The organism is Tabrizicola sp., from assembly GCF_041913445.1.
In the GTDB taxonomy this organism is placed as follows: Bacteria; Pseudomonadota; Alphaproteobacteria; order Rhodobacterales; family Rhodobacteraceae; genus Tabrizicola.
Genome location: NZ_JAYSFG010000004.1, coordinates 54,865 through 68,247 on the forward strand (window position 1 = coordinate 54,865; position 13,383 = coordinate 68,247).

Genomic DNA, 13,383 nt, shown 5'->3' on the forward strand with positions numbered 1-13,383 from the left:
CGGTCAGCCGGCCACCAGCACCCGGGCTTCATGCGCCCGCAGCGAAAGCCGGGCACTGGGAAAGGCCGGGGCGGTTGCGGCCAGGTCCGGGAAAAGCTCCAGCACTTCGGCCCGCGTGGCCGCATCCAGCGCGCTGACGGTCTTCTCGGCGGGCTGGAAACTCTCCGTCCAGGCCCCGTTCGACACCACCAGCTCATGCCGGTCAAAGAGCAGGTGGACATAGGTCACGCCGGCCTCGGGACAGTCGCGGCTGACACCCGGCAGGCCCAGAAGGTGCTTGGCCGGAACCAGTACCTCGTCTTCGCCGAAGTAGAGCTCGGCCCTGACACCGGACACCAGCACCCGGTGCTGGGGCGAGACGGTCAGCGGCCGGTCAGGTCCGCTGCCGAACAGCGCCCCGGCTGCAATGCGGATCGGCTGCAGGGCGGGACGGGCGCGCAACTCGCGCGGGGTCAGGTGACGCTTGCCGATCCAGCGCAGGGGCTGGAACCCATGGTCGCGCGTCTGCACAAGATCGCCCGGCTGCAGTGTCTCGACCGCGACCTCGCCGCGGTCGGTCAGGATGCGGGTCCCGGGCGTGAAGCAGACGATCACGAGGGTCTCGATGTCCGCGAAGGCCAGCGTGCCGACGACGGTGACGCCATCCGGGCCGAAGAACGTGATGGTGCCGTTCTCGTCATTCAGAGGGTCGTAGGCCAGATCGATGCGACCCCAGCCGAACCCGGTGATGTCAAGCCGGAGCGTGTCGTTGTCGGTGCCGCCAACACCGCCGTCCACGGTTTCGGCGCCGAGGACATCGTTCGCCGACGGCGTGAAGCTGACAGCAAGCAGGTCCTCGTCGTCGCCGCCGAAGAGCCCATCGCGCCCTGCCCCGCCGTAAAGCGTGTCGCGCCCCGTGCCGCCCGTAACGGTGTCATTACCGTCCCCGCCGAGAAGTCTGTCATCCCCGGTGCCGCCTTCGACAAGGTCGTCGCCGGTGTCGCCCGAGACGGTGTCATTGTCGGCCCCACCCCGCAGGATGTCGTTGCCGCCGAGGCCCGAGATGCTGTCGTTGCCGAGCCCGCCGTCGATGATGTTCGTGTAGCGGTCTGCCGGATCGGCGCTGAACCCGTCGAAGCCGACCAGCGTATCGTTGAAGTTCGAGCCGATGAGTCCGTCGACGCCCGTCCCGCTGTCCCCGGTCGCAAAACCGCCCGAAAAGCTGCTGGCGGCCAGGTTGACCGAGATGGCCGCGTTGGAATCGCTGTAGTCCAGCACGTCAAGACCGGTCCCGCCGACAAAGGTGTCAGCACCGTCGCCACCGCGCAGGGTGTCGTCGCCGTTCCCCCCGAGAAGGCTGTCGCCACCCTCGTCTCCCAGAAGGAAGTCATCGCCGTCGCCGCCGTCCAGGGTATCCGTGCCCGCACCGCCGTAAAGCGTGTCGCGGCCGGCCTCGCCGAAGATGTTGTCGTTCTCGCTGCCACCATAGACGAGATCGTCGTTGTCGCCGCCGCGCAGGACGTCGACGCCTGCGCCGCCGTAGAGCGTGTCAAAGCCGGTGCCGCCGAAAAGCGAGTCCGCCTCGGTGCCGCCGTCCAGACGGTCGTCACCCGCATCGCCGTAAAGCGTGTCGGTCCCGGCATCGCCAAAGAGCGCGTCGACCCCGTCGTTGCCGTAGATCAGGTCGCCGTCGTTGCCGCCATACAGCGTGTCGGCGTCATTGCCGCCGTAAAGCGTGTCGATCCCCACATCGCCGTAAAGCGTGTCGGCGCCCGTATCGCCGAACAGGGCGTCCCCATCGCCGCCGCCGAACAGCTGGTCGGCGTCGTTGCCGCCGTACAGCCGATCGATGCCCGCGTCCCCGTAGAGGGTGTCGAGACCGTCGTTGCCCGCCAGCACGTCAGCCTCGATCCCGCCGAAGGCCAGGTCCGCATCCGCCCCGCCGTAAAGGGTATCGAGACCTGTCCCGCCATAAAGGCTGTCCAACCCGGCCGCGCCCGAGATCAGGTCGGCCCCGACCTCGCCCTGCAGCCAGTTGCCAAGCGAGTCGCCGGTGATCGTGTCCGCGGCCGAGCTGCCGATGACCCCCTCGATCCCGGAGATGACATCGGTGCCGTCGCCCGAAGCGATGCTGGTGCCAAGATTGACGGTGACCGACGAGGTGAAGCCGGTGTAGCTTAAGAAGTCGAATCCGTCGCCGCCGATCAGCGTGTCGTTCGCGGACCCGCCGTAGAGCGTGTCGTTACCCGTTCCCCCGTCAAGGAGGTCCGTACCTGCCCCGCCGTAGAGGATGTCGTTGGCCGTCAACCCGCGCAGCGTGTCGTTGCCGCCGGCGCCGGAGATCACGTCGTTGAAGTTGCCGTCGATGTCACCGACCAGGCTGTCGTTGCCACTCGTGCCGGGAATCGTCGCCATGAACTCTCCGCATCCACGCCAGATCGTGTTTCCGTGAGGCTTGGAACGCAGGAATCAGTCGATTTCCGGGTCAAACCAAGAAACATGAACACAAAGTTAACAGCTTTGCGGCAGGACGTCACTTCCTGTGCCACTCGCATGGCGAGATGCTACTATATCTATGCAAAGACGCAATGGATGCCGAAGAGTGGCCCGAAGCGCCTTTGCGGGCGTGGCAACGGCTTAGTCCGCTTCGACGAAGACCTCTTCCCGCTTCTTGCGGATCGCCGGCAGAAGCATGACGACCAGCACCGCCACGGTCAGGAGGAGTAGCGTCAGGCTGATCGGGCGGGTCACGAAGATCGAGGGGTCGCCCCGGCCGAGGATCATCGCGCGGCGCAGGTTTTCCTCCAGCATCGGTCCCAGGACGAAGCCGAGGAGAAGCGGCGCGGGCTCACACCGCAGCTTCAGAAGCGCGTAACCCATGAGACCGAAGAAGGCGACGGCATAGAGGTCGTAGACGTTCGAGTTCACCGAATAGACCCCGATCGAACAGAAGGCCATGATGATCGGGAACAGGACGTGGTAGGGCACTTTCAGAAGCTTCACCCATAGCCCGATCAGCGGCAGGTTCAGCACGACGAGCATCAGGTTGCCGATCCACATGCTGGCGATGATGCCCCAGAAAAGCTCGGGCTGTTCGGTGGCGACGTTGGGGCCCGGGACGATGCCCTGGATGATCATGGCGCCGACCATCAGGGCCATAACGGGGTTGGCGGGGATACCAAGCGTGAGGAGCGGGATGAAGCTCGTTTGCGCCCCGGCGTTGTTGGCCGATTCCGGCCCAGCGACCCCGGCGATCGCGCCCTGGCCGAACTCTTGCGGGGTGTCGGAGAGGCGCTTTTCGACGGTGTAGGAGGCGAAGGAGGCCAGCACCGCCCCGCCCCCCGGCAGGATGCCGAGGACAGAGCCGATGGCCGTTCCGCGGAACATGGGCGCGACCATGCGGCGAAGGTCCTCGCGCGAGGGGAAAAGGCCGCCAAGCTTGGTGCCAAGGACGGAACGGTCCTGCTCGCCTTCCAGGTTGCGCAGGATCTCGGCGATGCCGAAGACGCCGACGGCGAGGGCCACGAAGGAGAGGCCGTCGGCGTATTCGGTGATCCCGAAGGTGAAGCGCGGGGTGCCGGTGTAGATGTCGGTCCCGACGAGGCCGAGGATCAGGCCCAGGACGACCATCGCCAATGCCTTCAGGATCGACCCGTGCGCAAGGGCGATGGCCGAGACGAGGCCGAGGACCATCAGGCTGAAATACTCGGCCGCCCCGAACTTCAGCGCGATGGTGGTCAGCGGCGGCGCGAAGAGCGCGACGAGGAGCGTGGCGACGGTGCCCGCGAAGAAGGATCCCAGCGCCGCCACGGCCAGCGCTGTCCCGGCCTTGCCGCGCCGCGCCATCTGGTAGCCGTCGATGGCGGTCACGGCCGAAGAGCTTTCGCCCGGCATGTTGATCAGGATCGCCGTGGTCGACCCGCCATACTGCGCGCCGTAGTAGATGCCGGCCAGCATGATGAGCGAGGAGACGGGCTCGAGCTGGAAGGTGATCGGCAGAAGCATCGCGATGGTCGCCGTCGCACCGATGCCCGGCAGGACGCCGATCAGGGTGCCGAGGATCACGCCGATCAGGCAGAAGAACAGGTTCTCGGGCGAGGCTGCAGTGGCGAAGCCGAGCGAGAGGTTGGAGAGCAGGTCCATGCGCGTGCCTCAGAACGGAAGCCAGGGGCCGAAGCGGCGGAAGGGAAGGCCAAGGCCGTAGGAGAAGACCAGGGTGGCGAAGAGCGTGACGCCGGCGGCAAGGAGGAGCGCCCAGTGCAGGCGCATCTTCAGAGAAGCCAGCGCGGCGATGAGGGTCGTCAGGAAGATCGCGGGCACGAAGCCCAGGCCGCGGACGGTGAGGCCGAAGAAGATCGGCGCGGGCAGGATGAAGAGGACGCCGCGCCAGGCGAGCGTTCCGATCCCCTCGCCGCCCCGGTCGTGGATGGCGCTTGCGACGATGAGGATGCCGAGAAGGATCAGGATCCCCGACAGGACCAGCGGGAAATAGCCCGGCCCCATGCGGAAGGCGGTGCCGATCTCCAGCCCCAGGGATTGCACCCCGAAGAGCAGTCCGAAGGCGATGAACAGAAGACCCGCCAGAGCGTCGGTCCAGTCGATGCTGAGTTTCATGGAATGGCGCCTCCCCTCGCCAAAAGATCGGGGGGCGCCTGCGCAGCGCCCCCCGTGGTCCTGATCAGTCCGCGTAGACGCCGGCGGTTTCGATGATCGGCTTCCAGCGGGCAATCTCAGCTTCCAGCTTGGCCTTCAGGGCAGCCGGGGTCGCATCGGCGGCAGGCGACGGCGCGGTGCCAAGCTCGGCCAGTTTCGCCGCGATGTCCGGATCGGCCAGGGCCTTCTGCAGCGAGGCCGACAGGCGGTCGACCACCTCGGCCGGCGTGCCCTTCGGCGCATAAAGCCCGTGCCAGACCGAGACCTCCATCCCGGGGAAACCGCCTTCGCCCACGGTCGGCAGGTCCGGGAAGATGTCCAGCCGCGCGGGCGTCGTCACCGCATAGGCCTTGATCGTGCCGCCCTTGATCTGTTCGGCGGTGTTGGTGGTCTGGTCGCACATGATGTCGATCTGGCCGCCCAGAAGCTCGGTCATCGCGGGGCCGGTGCCCTTGTAGGGAACCGTCACGATGGGGGCCTCGACCGCCTGCATGAACAGCATCCCGCACAGGTGCGAGGCCGCGCCGATCCCGGCGTTCGCCATCGTGATCGTGTCGGCGTTTTCCTTCACGTAGGTGACGAGCGAGGCGAAGTCGGCCGGTTCCAGGTCCTTGCGGGCGACGATGGTCATCGGGACTTCGGTGACGAGGCCCACGTATTCGAAGGCCTCAAGCGGGTTGTAGGCGAGGTTGCGGTAAAGCGTGGCGCTGGTCGCCATGCCGATGTGATGGAGCAGGATGGTGTAGCCATCCGCTTCCGCCTCGGCGACGTTGCCAGCGCCAAGGGTGCCGCCCGCGCCGCCGACGTTTTCCACGATGATCTGCTGGCCAAGGTCGGCTGACATCTTCTCGGCGATCAGGCGCCCCACGGTGTCGGTGGGTCCGCCGGCCGCGAAGGGCACGACCATCGTGATCTGGCGTTCGGGATAGGTCTGCGCAAAGGCGGCAGACGCGGCGAGCGTCGCGCCGGCGGCGAGGCCGGCGAGTTTCGATGTAAGGGCCATGATGTCCTCCCAGACGTGGCTTGCTGTCCGTAGCGTTGTCCCGGGGCGGCTTCCTCCTCCGTCCCGGCTGCGGACAGGGGGGCGCGAAACCGGGACCACGGCAAAGGAAACCGTCGGCGCGCGGGAAGGTTTCCGGGGCCTGGGGCCTGAGAATGGGTGGAAATGGCCCCATCACGCCGGTCGGCATGGGTGGATTTCCACCCATCCGCGGGCGTCAGCCTTCGCCCTCGTCCCCCTCGACGATCAGGCGGCGGTCAAGGCCGTGCTTCTGCATCTTCTCGTACAGCGTCTTGCGGCTGATCCCGAGCGATTCGTAGACCTTGCGCAGATGTCCCCGATGCGCAGCGATGGCCCCTGCGATCACGCTGCGCTCGAACCCCGCGACGCGGTCGGCGAGCCGTGGCGCCTCGGGTCCCTGCCCCTCCATCCAGTCGAGGCCAAGGACGAAGCGGTCGGCGGCATTGCGCAACTCGCGCACGTTGCCGGGCCAGTCGCGGGCGGACAGTTCGGCCAGAAGTTCCGGGTCGGGGGTGCGGTCTTCGGTGCCGTGGCGCGCGGCGGCCTCGCGGACGAGTTGAAGGAACAGGAGGGGTATGTCCTCACGCCGGTCGGCCAGCGGGGCGACGCGGATGGTGGCGACGGCGAGGCGGTAGAGGAGGTCCTGGCGGAAGGTGCCAGCGGCGGCGGCCTGGGCGAGGTCGGCCTTGGACGTGGCCAGGAAGCGGACGTCCAGTGCGATCGGGTCGTTCGAGCCGAGGCGGGTGATGACCCGGTCCTGCAGCACGCGGAGGAGGCGCGCCTGGAGGTCCAGGGGCATCGAGCCGATCTCGTCCAGAAGGATCGTGCCGCCGCGCGCATGTTCAAACCGGCCGTAGCGGGCGCGGAGGGCGCCGGGGAAGGCGCCGGCCTCGTGTCCGAAAAGTTCGGACTCGATCAGCTGGGCCGGAAGCGCTGCGCAGTTGATCGCGATGAGGGGCTTGCCCGCGCGGCTGGAGAGGTCGTGCATGGCCTGCGCCACCACCTCTTTCCCCGCCCCGGTCGGTCCGGTGATCAGCGCATCGGCCTCGGACGGTCCAAGCGTGCGGACCAGCCGGCGGAGGTCGATCACGGCAGGGCTGCGACCGGGAAGCCGTGCCTCGAGATCATCGCGCTGGCCCGCGACGGCGCGGAGGCGGCGGTTCTCGATCACCAGTGCGCGGCGGTCGAGCGCCCGGCGCAGGGTGGCAGCAAGGCGTTGCGTGGTGAAGGGCTTTTCGATGAAGTCGTAGGCCCCGCGCCGCATCGCCTCGACAGCCAGCGACACCTCGGCATGGCCGGTGATCAGGATGACGGGCAGGTCGCGGTCCGCAAGCGTGAGGCGTTCCAGCAGGCTCATGCCGTCCATCCCGGGCATCCGGATGTCCGAGATCACCGCGCCGGTGAAGCCGGGGCCGATCAGGGGAAGCGCGGCCTCGGCGCTGGGGAAGGACTGGACGGAGAAGCCCGCCAGTTCCAGCGCCTGTTCGGTCGACCGGCGCATCGCCTCGTCGTCGTCGATCAGAAGGACGGTCTGCGTCATTCGGCGGCCAGGGCGCGCGCGGTGGCGCGACGCAGGACCAGGGTGAAGACCGCGCCGCCGTCGGGGTGGTTCGCGACGCGCAGGTCGCCTTCGAAGTCCTTCATGATGTTGTAGCTGATCGACAGGCCCAGCCCCAGGCCGGAGCCTACCTGCTTGGTGGTGAAGAACGGGTCGAAGATGCGGTCGGCGATGGCGGGGGCGACGCCGGGCCCGTGGTCGCGGATCGCCAGCGTGACCTCCTGACCCTCGCTTCGCGCCGTCACCTCGATCCGGCGGTCGACCAGGCCCTCGACGGCATCGGCGGCGTTCGACAGGACGTTGACGATCACCTGCTGCAGCCGCACCGGCCCGCCCTGCACGGTCGGCAGGTCGGCGGGCAGGTCCAGCGCGACCGTGGCCCCGGCAGCGTTGAGGCGGGTTTGTGCGATGGTCAGCGCGTCCTGCACCACGGCGGCAAGGTCCACGACCTTCAAGGGTTCGTTGGGCTTCCGGGCCACGTTGCGAAGATGGCGGGCGATGGCGGCCATGCGGTCGATCAGGCCCAGGATCAACCCGATGTTCTCTCGCGCGCGCGGCAGGTCGCCCCGGTCGATCAGAAGGCCCGCGCTGTCGGCATAGTTGCGCGCGGCGGCGAGCGGTTGGTTGATCTCGTGGCTGAGCGCCGCCGACATTCGCCCGAGAGCGGCGAGTTTTCCCGCCTGCACCAGGTCGGCCTGCATCCGGTGCAGATCCTCGTTGGCGCGGGTCAGATCGGCGGTTCGTTCGGCAACCTGGCGTTCAAGGTCCGCCTGGGCCGCGGCCTGGATCGCCAGGCGTTCGGCCAGCCGGGCGCGGCGCTGGACCAGGGTCCAGGCTAGAAGGAGACCGACGAGCAGCAAAAGACCGAAGGCCGCGACCGCCAGCCGCGCCTGCGCCCGGATCGGCGCGGTGTCGAGGAGAACACGTACGGTCCAGCCTGCCCGGGGCATCGGCGTCTGGGTGGCGATTAATTCGCGCGAGGTCCCGGCCCCGTCGGCCAGCCGCATCAGCGCCACGCCACCGGATTGCGTCTCGCTGGGCTGCAGTTCCTCGAGCCGTGCGTCGGAATAGCGGCGCGTGGCGGCAAGACGCTCCAGCCGGTCGGACGTCAGCGGCAGCAAGGCGCGATACAGCCATCCCGGGTCGGTCGACATGAAGACGACGCCCTCGGGGTCGGTGACGAGGATGCTGTAGTCGCGGGCGCGCCAGCCGGCCTCGATGGCATCGACGCCGATCTTCAGCGCGACGACCCCCAGGACCTGTCCGGCATCGCCCCGCACGGGTGAGGCGAAGTAGTAGCCGCGGACCCCGGACGTGGTGCCCAGAGCAAAGTAGCGGCCCAGACCGCCATCGCGGGCGGCGGTGAAATAGGGGCGGTACGAGAAGTTCTGGCCGATGAAACTGTCGGGCCGCGCGTGGTTCGAGGCGGCGATCGTGTCGCCTGCAAGGTCGATGAGATAGAGGTCGGAGGATTCGACCAGCGCATTGGTCTCGGCCAGCCAGCGGTTCATGGCGGCGATCCGCGCTTCATCCCGCGGGGCGAGAAGCAGCGCACGGACGGCGTCGTCCTGGGCCAGGAGCGCGGGCAGCGCCTCGAACCGGCTGAGGTGGCTTTCCAGAGCGTTCACGGTCTGGCGCAGCGTGGTCTCGGCCCGGACCTGCCCCTCTTCAAGCGCGTTGCGGCTGGCGATCCGCTCGACTCCGAAGATCAGGGCCACGGCCCCCGCGACGAGGAGGAAGAACCAGGATTTCACGTGTCCCCCTCCCGTCGCTGCCGCCGCCCCGGACCGTTCCTGCCGTCACCATGCCACGCCCGCCGCCGGGGTGGGAGACCAAAATCGTCGCCGCCATTCAGGGTGCCCGGTCTGAAACCCCTTGCAAAGCCCGGCGAGGCGGTCTTGGTTTTCCATGGGCACCGGGTGCGCCCGGCAGGGTAGACAGGCAGACGGATGGGCGTAACGCTGAAGGACGTGGCAGAGCGGGCGGGGGTTTCGCGCTCGGCGGTCTCGCGCACGTTCACCGATGGCGCCTCGGTCTCGGCCAAGACGCGGGCCAAGGTGGAGAAGGCGGCGGCGGACCTCGGCTATGCGCCGAATGCGCTGGCGTCCAGCCTGACGACGGGGCGGACCAAGCTGATCGGGCTCATCGCGAACAACTTCCACAACCCGCTGATCCTGGAGGTCTTCGACCTGTTCACCCGCGGCCTGCAGGACCGCGGGCTGCGCCCGTTGCTGGTCAACCTCAGCGATGCGACCGACCCGGCGGCCTCGGTGCGCATGTTGCGGCAGTATTCGGTCGATGGGGTGATCGTGGCGTCCTCTACCCTGCCGCCCAGCTTTTCCGAAGCCTTCAAGGCTGCCGGCCTGCCGGTGGTTCACGCCTTCGGCCGCTATGCGACGGCGCCGGATGTGCATGTGGTGGGGATAGACAACGTGGCCTGCGGACGGATGGCGGCAAGGACGCTGGTCGACCGGGGCTATCAGCGGGTCGCGTTCCTTGGGGGGCCAAGGACCGCCACGTCGACCCAGGACCGGATGGCGGGGTTCCTGGCGGAACTGGCGGCGCACCCGCAGGTCGGCGCAAGCACCAGCTTCGCGGCCGAATACACGTTCGACGCGGGCCGGGCCGAGATGCAGCGGCTTCTGCAGGACCGCCCGGCCGAGGCCTATTTCTGCGGCGACGATCTTCTGGCTGTGGGCGCTTTGAGTGCCCTGCAGGAAGCCGGCCTGTCGGTGCCGGGAGATGTCGGTCTGATCGGGCTGAACGACATGGAGATGGCGCGCTGGCAGATGATCGGGCTGACGACCATCCGCCAGCCCGTGGCCCAGATCATCGACGCGGCCATCGAGCTGGTGGTGGACGCCAGCGAGACGCCTGACCGCCGACCGGAGACCCGGCTCTTCCCCTGCAGCATCGTCGAGCGCGAGAGCCTACGCCCCCTGCCCTAGCGGAACATCGGCGGGCGGGCGTCCATCCAGGCGCCACCGGCCTTGGCCGAAGCGACCGCCGTGTGCACCGCCGCCATCGACCGCAACCCGCTGGGAGCGGTCGGCAAGCCGTCGCGCTTCTCGCCCCGGATCGCGTCGGCGAGATCGCAGTAGATGTTGGCCACGGCGAGCGGGAAGCCTTCCGGGTGCGCGATGGCCACGCGGCTCAGCCGCTTGGCGTCTTCGTAAAGCCCGCCCTCTCCCTTCTCCATGATCTGCGTCCGGCCGCCCACGGGCGTGTAGATCAGCTGGTTCGGCTGTTCGGAGGCCCAGCGAAGCCCGCCCGTTTCGCCGAAGACCTGGATGTCGAAGCCGTGCTGCCGCCCGATGGCGACGGAGGACGTCCAGAGCCGGCCCACGGTGCCCTTCGTCATGCGGAAGTTGACCATCGCGTCGTCCTCCAGCTCGCGGCTGGGGATGGTCGAGGCGAAGTCGGCGGAAAGCTTTTCCACCTCGTCGTCGCAGATGAAGCTGGCCATGTGCAGCGCATGGATGCCGCAGTCGGCGAACTGGCCCGAGACGCCGGCCATCTTCGGGTCATAGCGCCAGCGGACGCGGGGGTTGTCGGCGTCGGTCGCGTCGCCGTGGTGGCCGTGGCTGAAGTTGGTCACGACCAGCCGCACCTTGCCGATGTCGCCATTGCGCACCATGGCGCGGGCCTGCCGGACCATCGGATAGGCCGAGTAGCAGTAGTTCACCGCGCAGATCCGGCCCGTCTTCTGGGCGATCTTCACGATCTCCTCGCCCTCCTCGACCGTCACCGTCATGGGCTTTTCGCACAGCACATGGAAGCCCGCCTCGAGGAAGGCCTTGGTGATCTGGAAATGGGTGGAGTTCGGGGTGGCCACGGTCACCAGATCACAGCGGTCGGGGCGGTTCCGCTCGCCCGCCAGCATCTCCGTCCAGTCGCCATAGGCGCGGTCGGCGGCGACGCCCAGGCGCTGCGCATAGTCGCGCCCCGCCTCGGGCCGGTGGTCGAGCGCTCCGGCCACCAGGTTGAAATGCCCGTCGGCCAAGGCGCCCAGGCGGTGGGCCGGGCCGATCTGGCTGCCTTCGCCGCCGCCGATCATGCCCCAGTTCAGTCGTGCCATTATGCGTCCCTCAGAAGCCGATGGATTTCAGGTAGGCGCGGTTCTTCCGCGCGTCGTCGATGGGGCTGACGTCCAGGGTTGGATCGCAGTCCTGCTCCACCGTGCACCAGCCTTCGAAACCGGCGTCAAGGAGGATCTGGCGGACGGCCGGGAAATCGACGTCGCCGGTGCCGAGGTTGCAGAAGATGCCCTGGCCGCAGGCGTCGTAGAAGCCGGTGGATTTGGCGATGACATCCGCCTTGACCTTGGGGTCGATGTCCTTGAAGTGCATGTATGAAATGCGTTCGATGTGCCGGCGCATGAAGGCCACCGGATCGAAGCCCGCGTAGGAATGGTGGCCGGTGTCGAAGCAGATCTTCAGGATCTTTTCGTCCACCTCGTCCAGCAGGCGTTCCAGTTCCGGCTCGAAGTCGATGAAGCCCGCAGCATGGGCGTGGATGCCGACGGTCAGGCCATATTCCTCGGCCCCCATCTTCGCCACGGTCGCGATCCGGTCGCGGAAGGCGGTCCATTCGGCCGGGTCCATCTGCTCGGCCGCGTCGGCCCGGCCAGCGGTCGGGGCGCGGCGGGGGGAGATCGAGTCGATCAGCACCAGATGCTTCGCCCCGTGTGCCGTCAGCGCCTTGCAGGTCCGGACCGAGGCGTCCCAGACCTCATCCCATTTCGCCGGGTCGTGGAAGGGCCGGAAGACCACGCCGCCGATCAGTTCCAGCCCATTCTGGGCCAGCGCCTCGCCCAGGATCGCCGGGTCCTCGGGCATGAAGCCGATGGGGCCAAGCTCGATCCCGGTATAGCCGGCAGCGGCGCAGTCGGACAGGACCTGACGCCAGGGCGGGTTGCGGGGGTCGTCTGCAAACTCGACACCCCAGGAACAGGGCGCGTTGCCGATACGGATGGTCATGGGGTCCTCATGCCGTGAAGGGTCAGTGGGGGACGGCGTGCCAGCGGCCGTCGTCGGAGGCCTTGAAGGCGGTGTCGATGATCCGGCTGACGGCCAGGCCGTCGCGGAAGGTGGGCCAGACCGGCCGGCCGGTGGCGATGGCCGTCAGGAAGTCCTTCGCCTCGATGATGATCTGGTCCTGGTAGCCGGTGCCATGGCCCGGCCCCTGGCAGAAGGCGAGGTAGTCTGGATGCTGCGGCCCGGTCAGGATCCTGGTGAAGCCGCGTGTCGCCTCCGGCCCCTCGGCGCGGTAGAGGTGGACCGCGTTCTGGTCCTCCTGGTCGAAGCGGATCGCGCCCTTCGTGCCGTGGATCTCATAGGCGTAGCCCATCTTCCGCCCCGTCGCGATGCGGCTGATGAAGAGGTGCCCCATGACCCCGCTGGCAAAGCGCAGCATCAGTTGCGCCTGGTCGTCATTGTCCACCGCGACGGGCCCGTCCGGGCCGGGGCGGATGGCGTGGACCGTCTCGATCCGGGCTGAAAGCTCGGCCACCGGCCCCATCAGCGCCAGCATGCAGTTGACCGGATGCGGCGCGAGATCGCCCATGCAGCCATTGGCCCGACCCGTGGTGCGCCAGGTCGCGGGAAGCGCCGGGTCGGCCAGGAAATCCTCGGTATGCTCGCCGCGGAAGAAGGTGACCTGCCCGATCGCGCCTTGGGCCAGAAGCTGCCGGACGAATTGCGTCGCGGGGGTCCGCACGTAATTGAAGCCGATCATGTTCGGCAGGCCCGACGCCTCGGCTGCTGCAACCATCGCCAGCGCGTCGTCCAGTGAAGCGCCCAGCGGCTTTTCGCAAAAGACCGGCTTGCCGGCCGCGAAGGCCGCCTCGGCTATCGCGCGGTGGGTGGACTGGGGCGAGGCAATCACCACCGCCTCGACCAGCGGATCGGCGACCAGATCGCGCCAGTCGCCCGTCGCGCGAGCAAAACCATAGGCCTTGCGGTAGCGCTCGGCGCTGGCTTCGCTGGTGGCCGCTATCACTTCAAGCCGGGGCCGCAAGGGCGTGTCGAAAACCGCGCCCACCGCCGAATAGGCCACCGCATGGGCCTTGCCCATGTAGCCACCACCGACCAGCCCGATCCCGATTTCCGCCACCGAAGCCTCCCTGCGCCAACCAGTATTGCAACCGGTTGCAAAAGCTGTATCCTCACTC

Annotated in this window: 10 protein-coding genes; 1 reads left to right on the forward strand and 9 read right to left on the reverse strand. The window is 68.0% G+C overall.

Annotated features, from left to right (window positions below):
• Window positions 1-3: 3 nt before the first annotated feature.
• From ACE3Q6_RS06280 to ACE3Q6_RS06305, 6 genes are all read right to left on the reverse strand, one after another.
• Entirely contained in the window at window positions 4-2,394 is a 2,391-nt protein-coding gene (locus tag ACE3Q6_RS06280) for a Hint domain-containing protein (protein ID WP_374429813.1), read from the reverse strand.
• A gap of 222 nt (window positions 2,395-2,616) precedes the next feature.
• A complete protein-coding gene (locus tag ACE3Q6_RS06285) occupies window positions 2,617-4,122 on the reverse strand; it encodes a tripartite tricarboxylate transporter permease (protein ID WP_374429816.1) in 1,506 nt (501 codons plus the stop codon).
• A gap of 9 nt (window positions 4,123-4,131) precedes the next feature.
• On the reverse strand, window positions 4,132-4,593 hold the full coding sequence (locus ACE3Q6_RS06290; RefSeq protein ID WP_374429818.1) for a tripartite tricarboxylate transporter TctB family protein: 462 nt from the start codon (window positions 4,591-4,593) through the stop codon (window positions 4,132-4,134).
• Window positions 4,594-4,657: 64 nt separating this feature from the next.
• Complete coding sequence (locus tag ACE3Q6_RS06295; RefSeq protein WP_374429820.1) at window positions 4,658-5,635, reverse strand: tripartite tricarboxylate transporter substrate-binding protein; 978 nt, start codon at window positions 5,633-5,635, stop codon at window positions 4,658-4,660.
• Between the two features lie 214 nt (window positions 5,636-5,849).
• On the reverse strand, window positions 5,850-7,193 hold the full coding sequence (locus ACE3Q6_RS06300; RefSeq protein WP_374429822.1) for a sigma-54-dependent transcriptional regulator: 1,344 nt from the start codon (window positions 7,191-7,193) through the stop codon (window positions 5,850-5,852).
• On the reverse strand, window positions 7,190-8,965 hold the full coding sequence (locus tag ACE3Q6_RS06305; protein ID WP_374429827.1) for an ATP-binding protein: 1,776 nt from the start codon (window positions 8,963-8,965) through the stop codon (window positions 7,190-7,192). Before ACE3Q6_RS06305 ends, ACE3Q6_RS06300 begins: the two co-directional genes overlap by 4 nt.
• A 195-nt stretch (window positions 8,966-9,160) precedes the next feature.
• Here ACE3Q6_RS06305 and ACE3Q6_RS06310 point away from each other — a divergent pair, with 195 nt between their 5' ends.
• Entirely contained in the window at window positions 9,161-10,159 is a 999-nt protein-coding gene (locus ACE3Q6_RS06310) for a LacI family DNA-binding transcriptional regulator (protein ID WP_374429832.1), read from the forward strand.
• On the opposite strand, the gene ACE3Q6_RS06315 is transcribed toward ACE3Q6_RS06310, so the two are convergent.
• The 3 genes from ACE3Q6_RS06315 to ACE3Q6_RS06325 are packed head-to-tail and all read right to left on the reverse strand — an operon-like array spanning window position 10,156 to window position 13,325.
• Window positions 10,156-11,289, reverse strand: coding sequence for a Gfo/Idh/MocA family protein (locus ACE3Q6_RS06315; protein ID WP_374429837.1), 1,134 nt, complete (start codon window positions 11,287-11,289; stop codon window positions 10,156-10,158). The two genes, ACE3Q6_RS06310 and ACE3Q6_RS06315, sit on opposite strands and share 4 nt — an antisense overlap.
• A gap of 10 nt (window positions 11,290-11,299) precedes the next feature.
• Window positions 11,300-12,190 (reverse strand): TIM barrel protein, encoded by an 891-nt coding sequence (locus tag ACE3Q6_RS06320; protein WP_374429842.1) that lies wholly within the window; start codon window positions 12,188-12,190, stop codon window positions 11,300-11,302.
• A gap of 22 nt (window positions 12,191-12,212) precedes the next feature.
• Window positions 12,213-13,325, reverse strand: coding sequence for a Gfo/Idh/MocA family protein (locus tag ACE3Q6_RS06325; protein ID WP_374429846.1), 1,113 nt, complete (start codon window positions 13,323-13,325; stop codon window positions 12,213-12,215).
• Window positions 13,326-13,383: the final 58 nt, after the last annotated feature.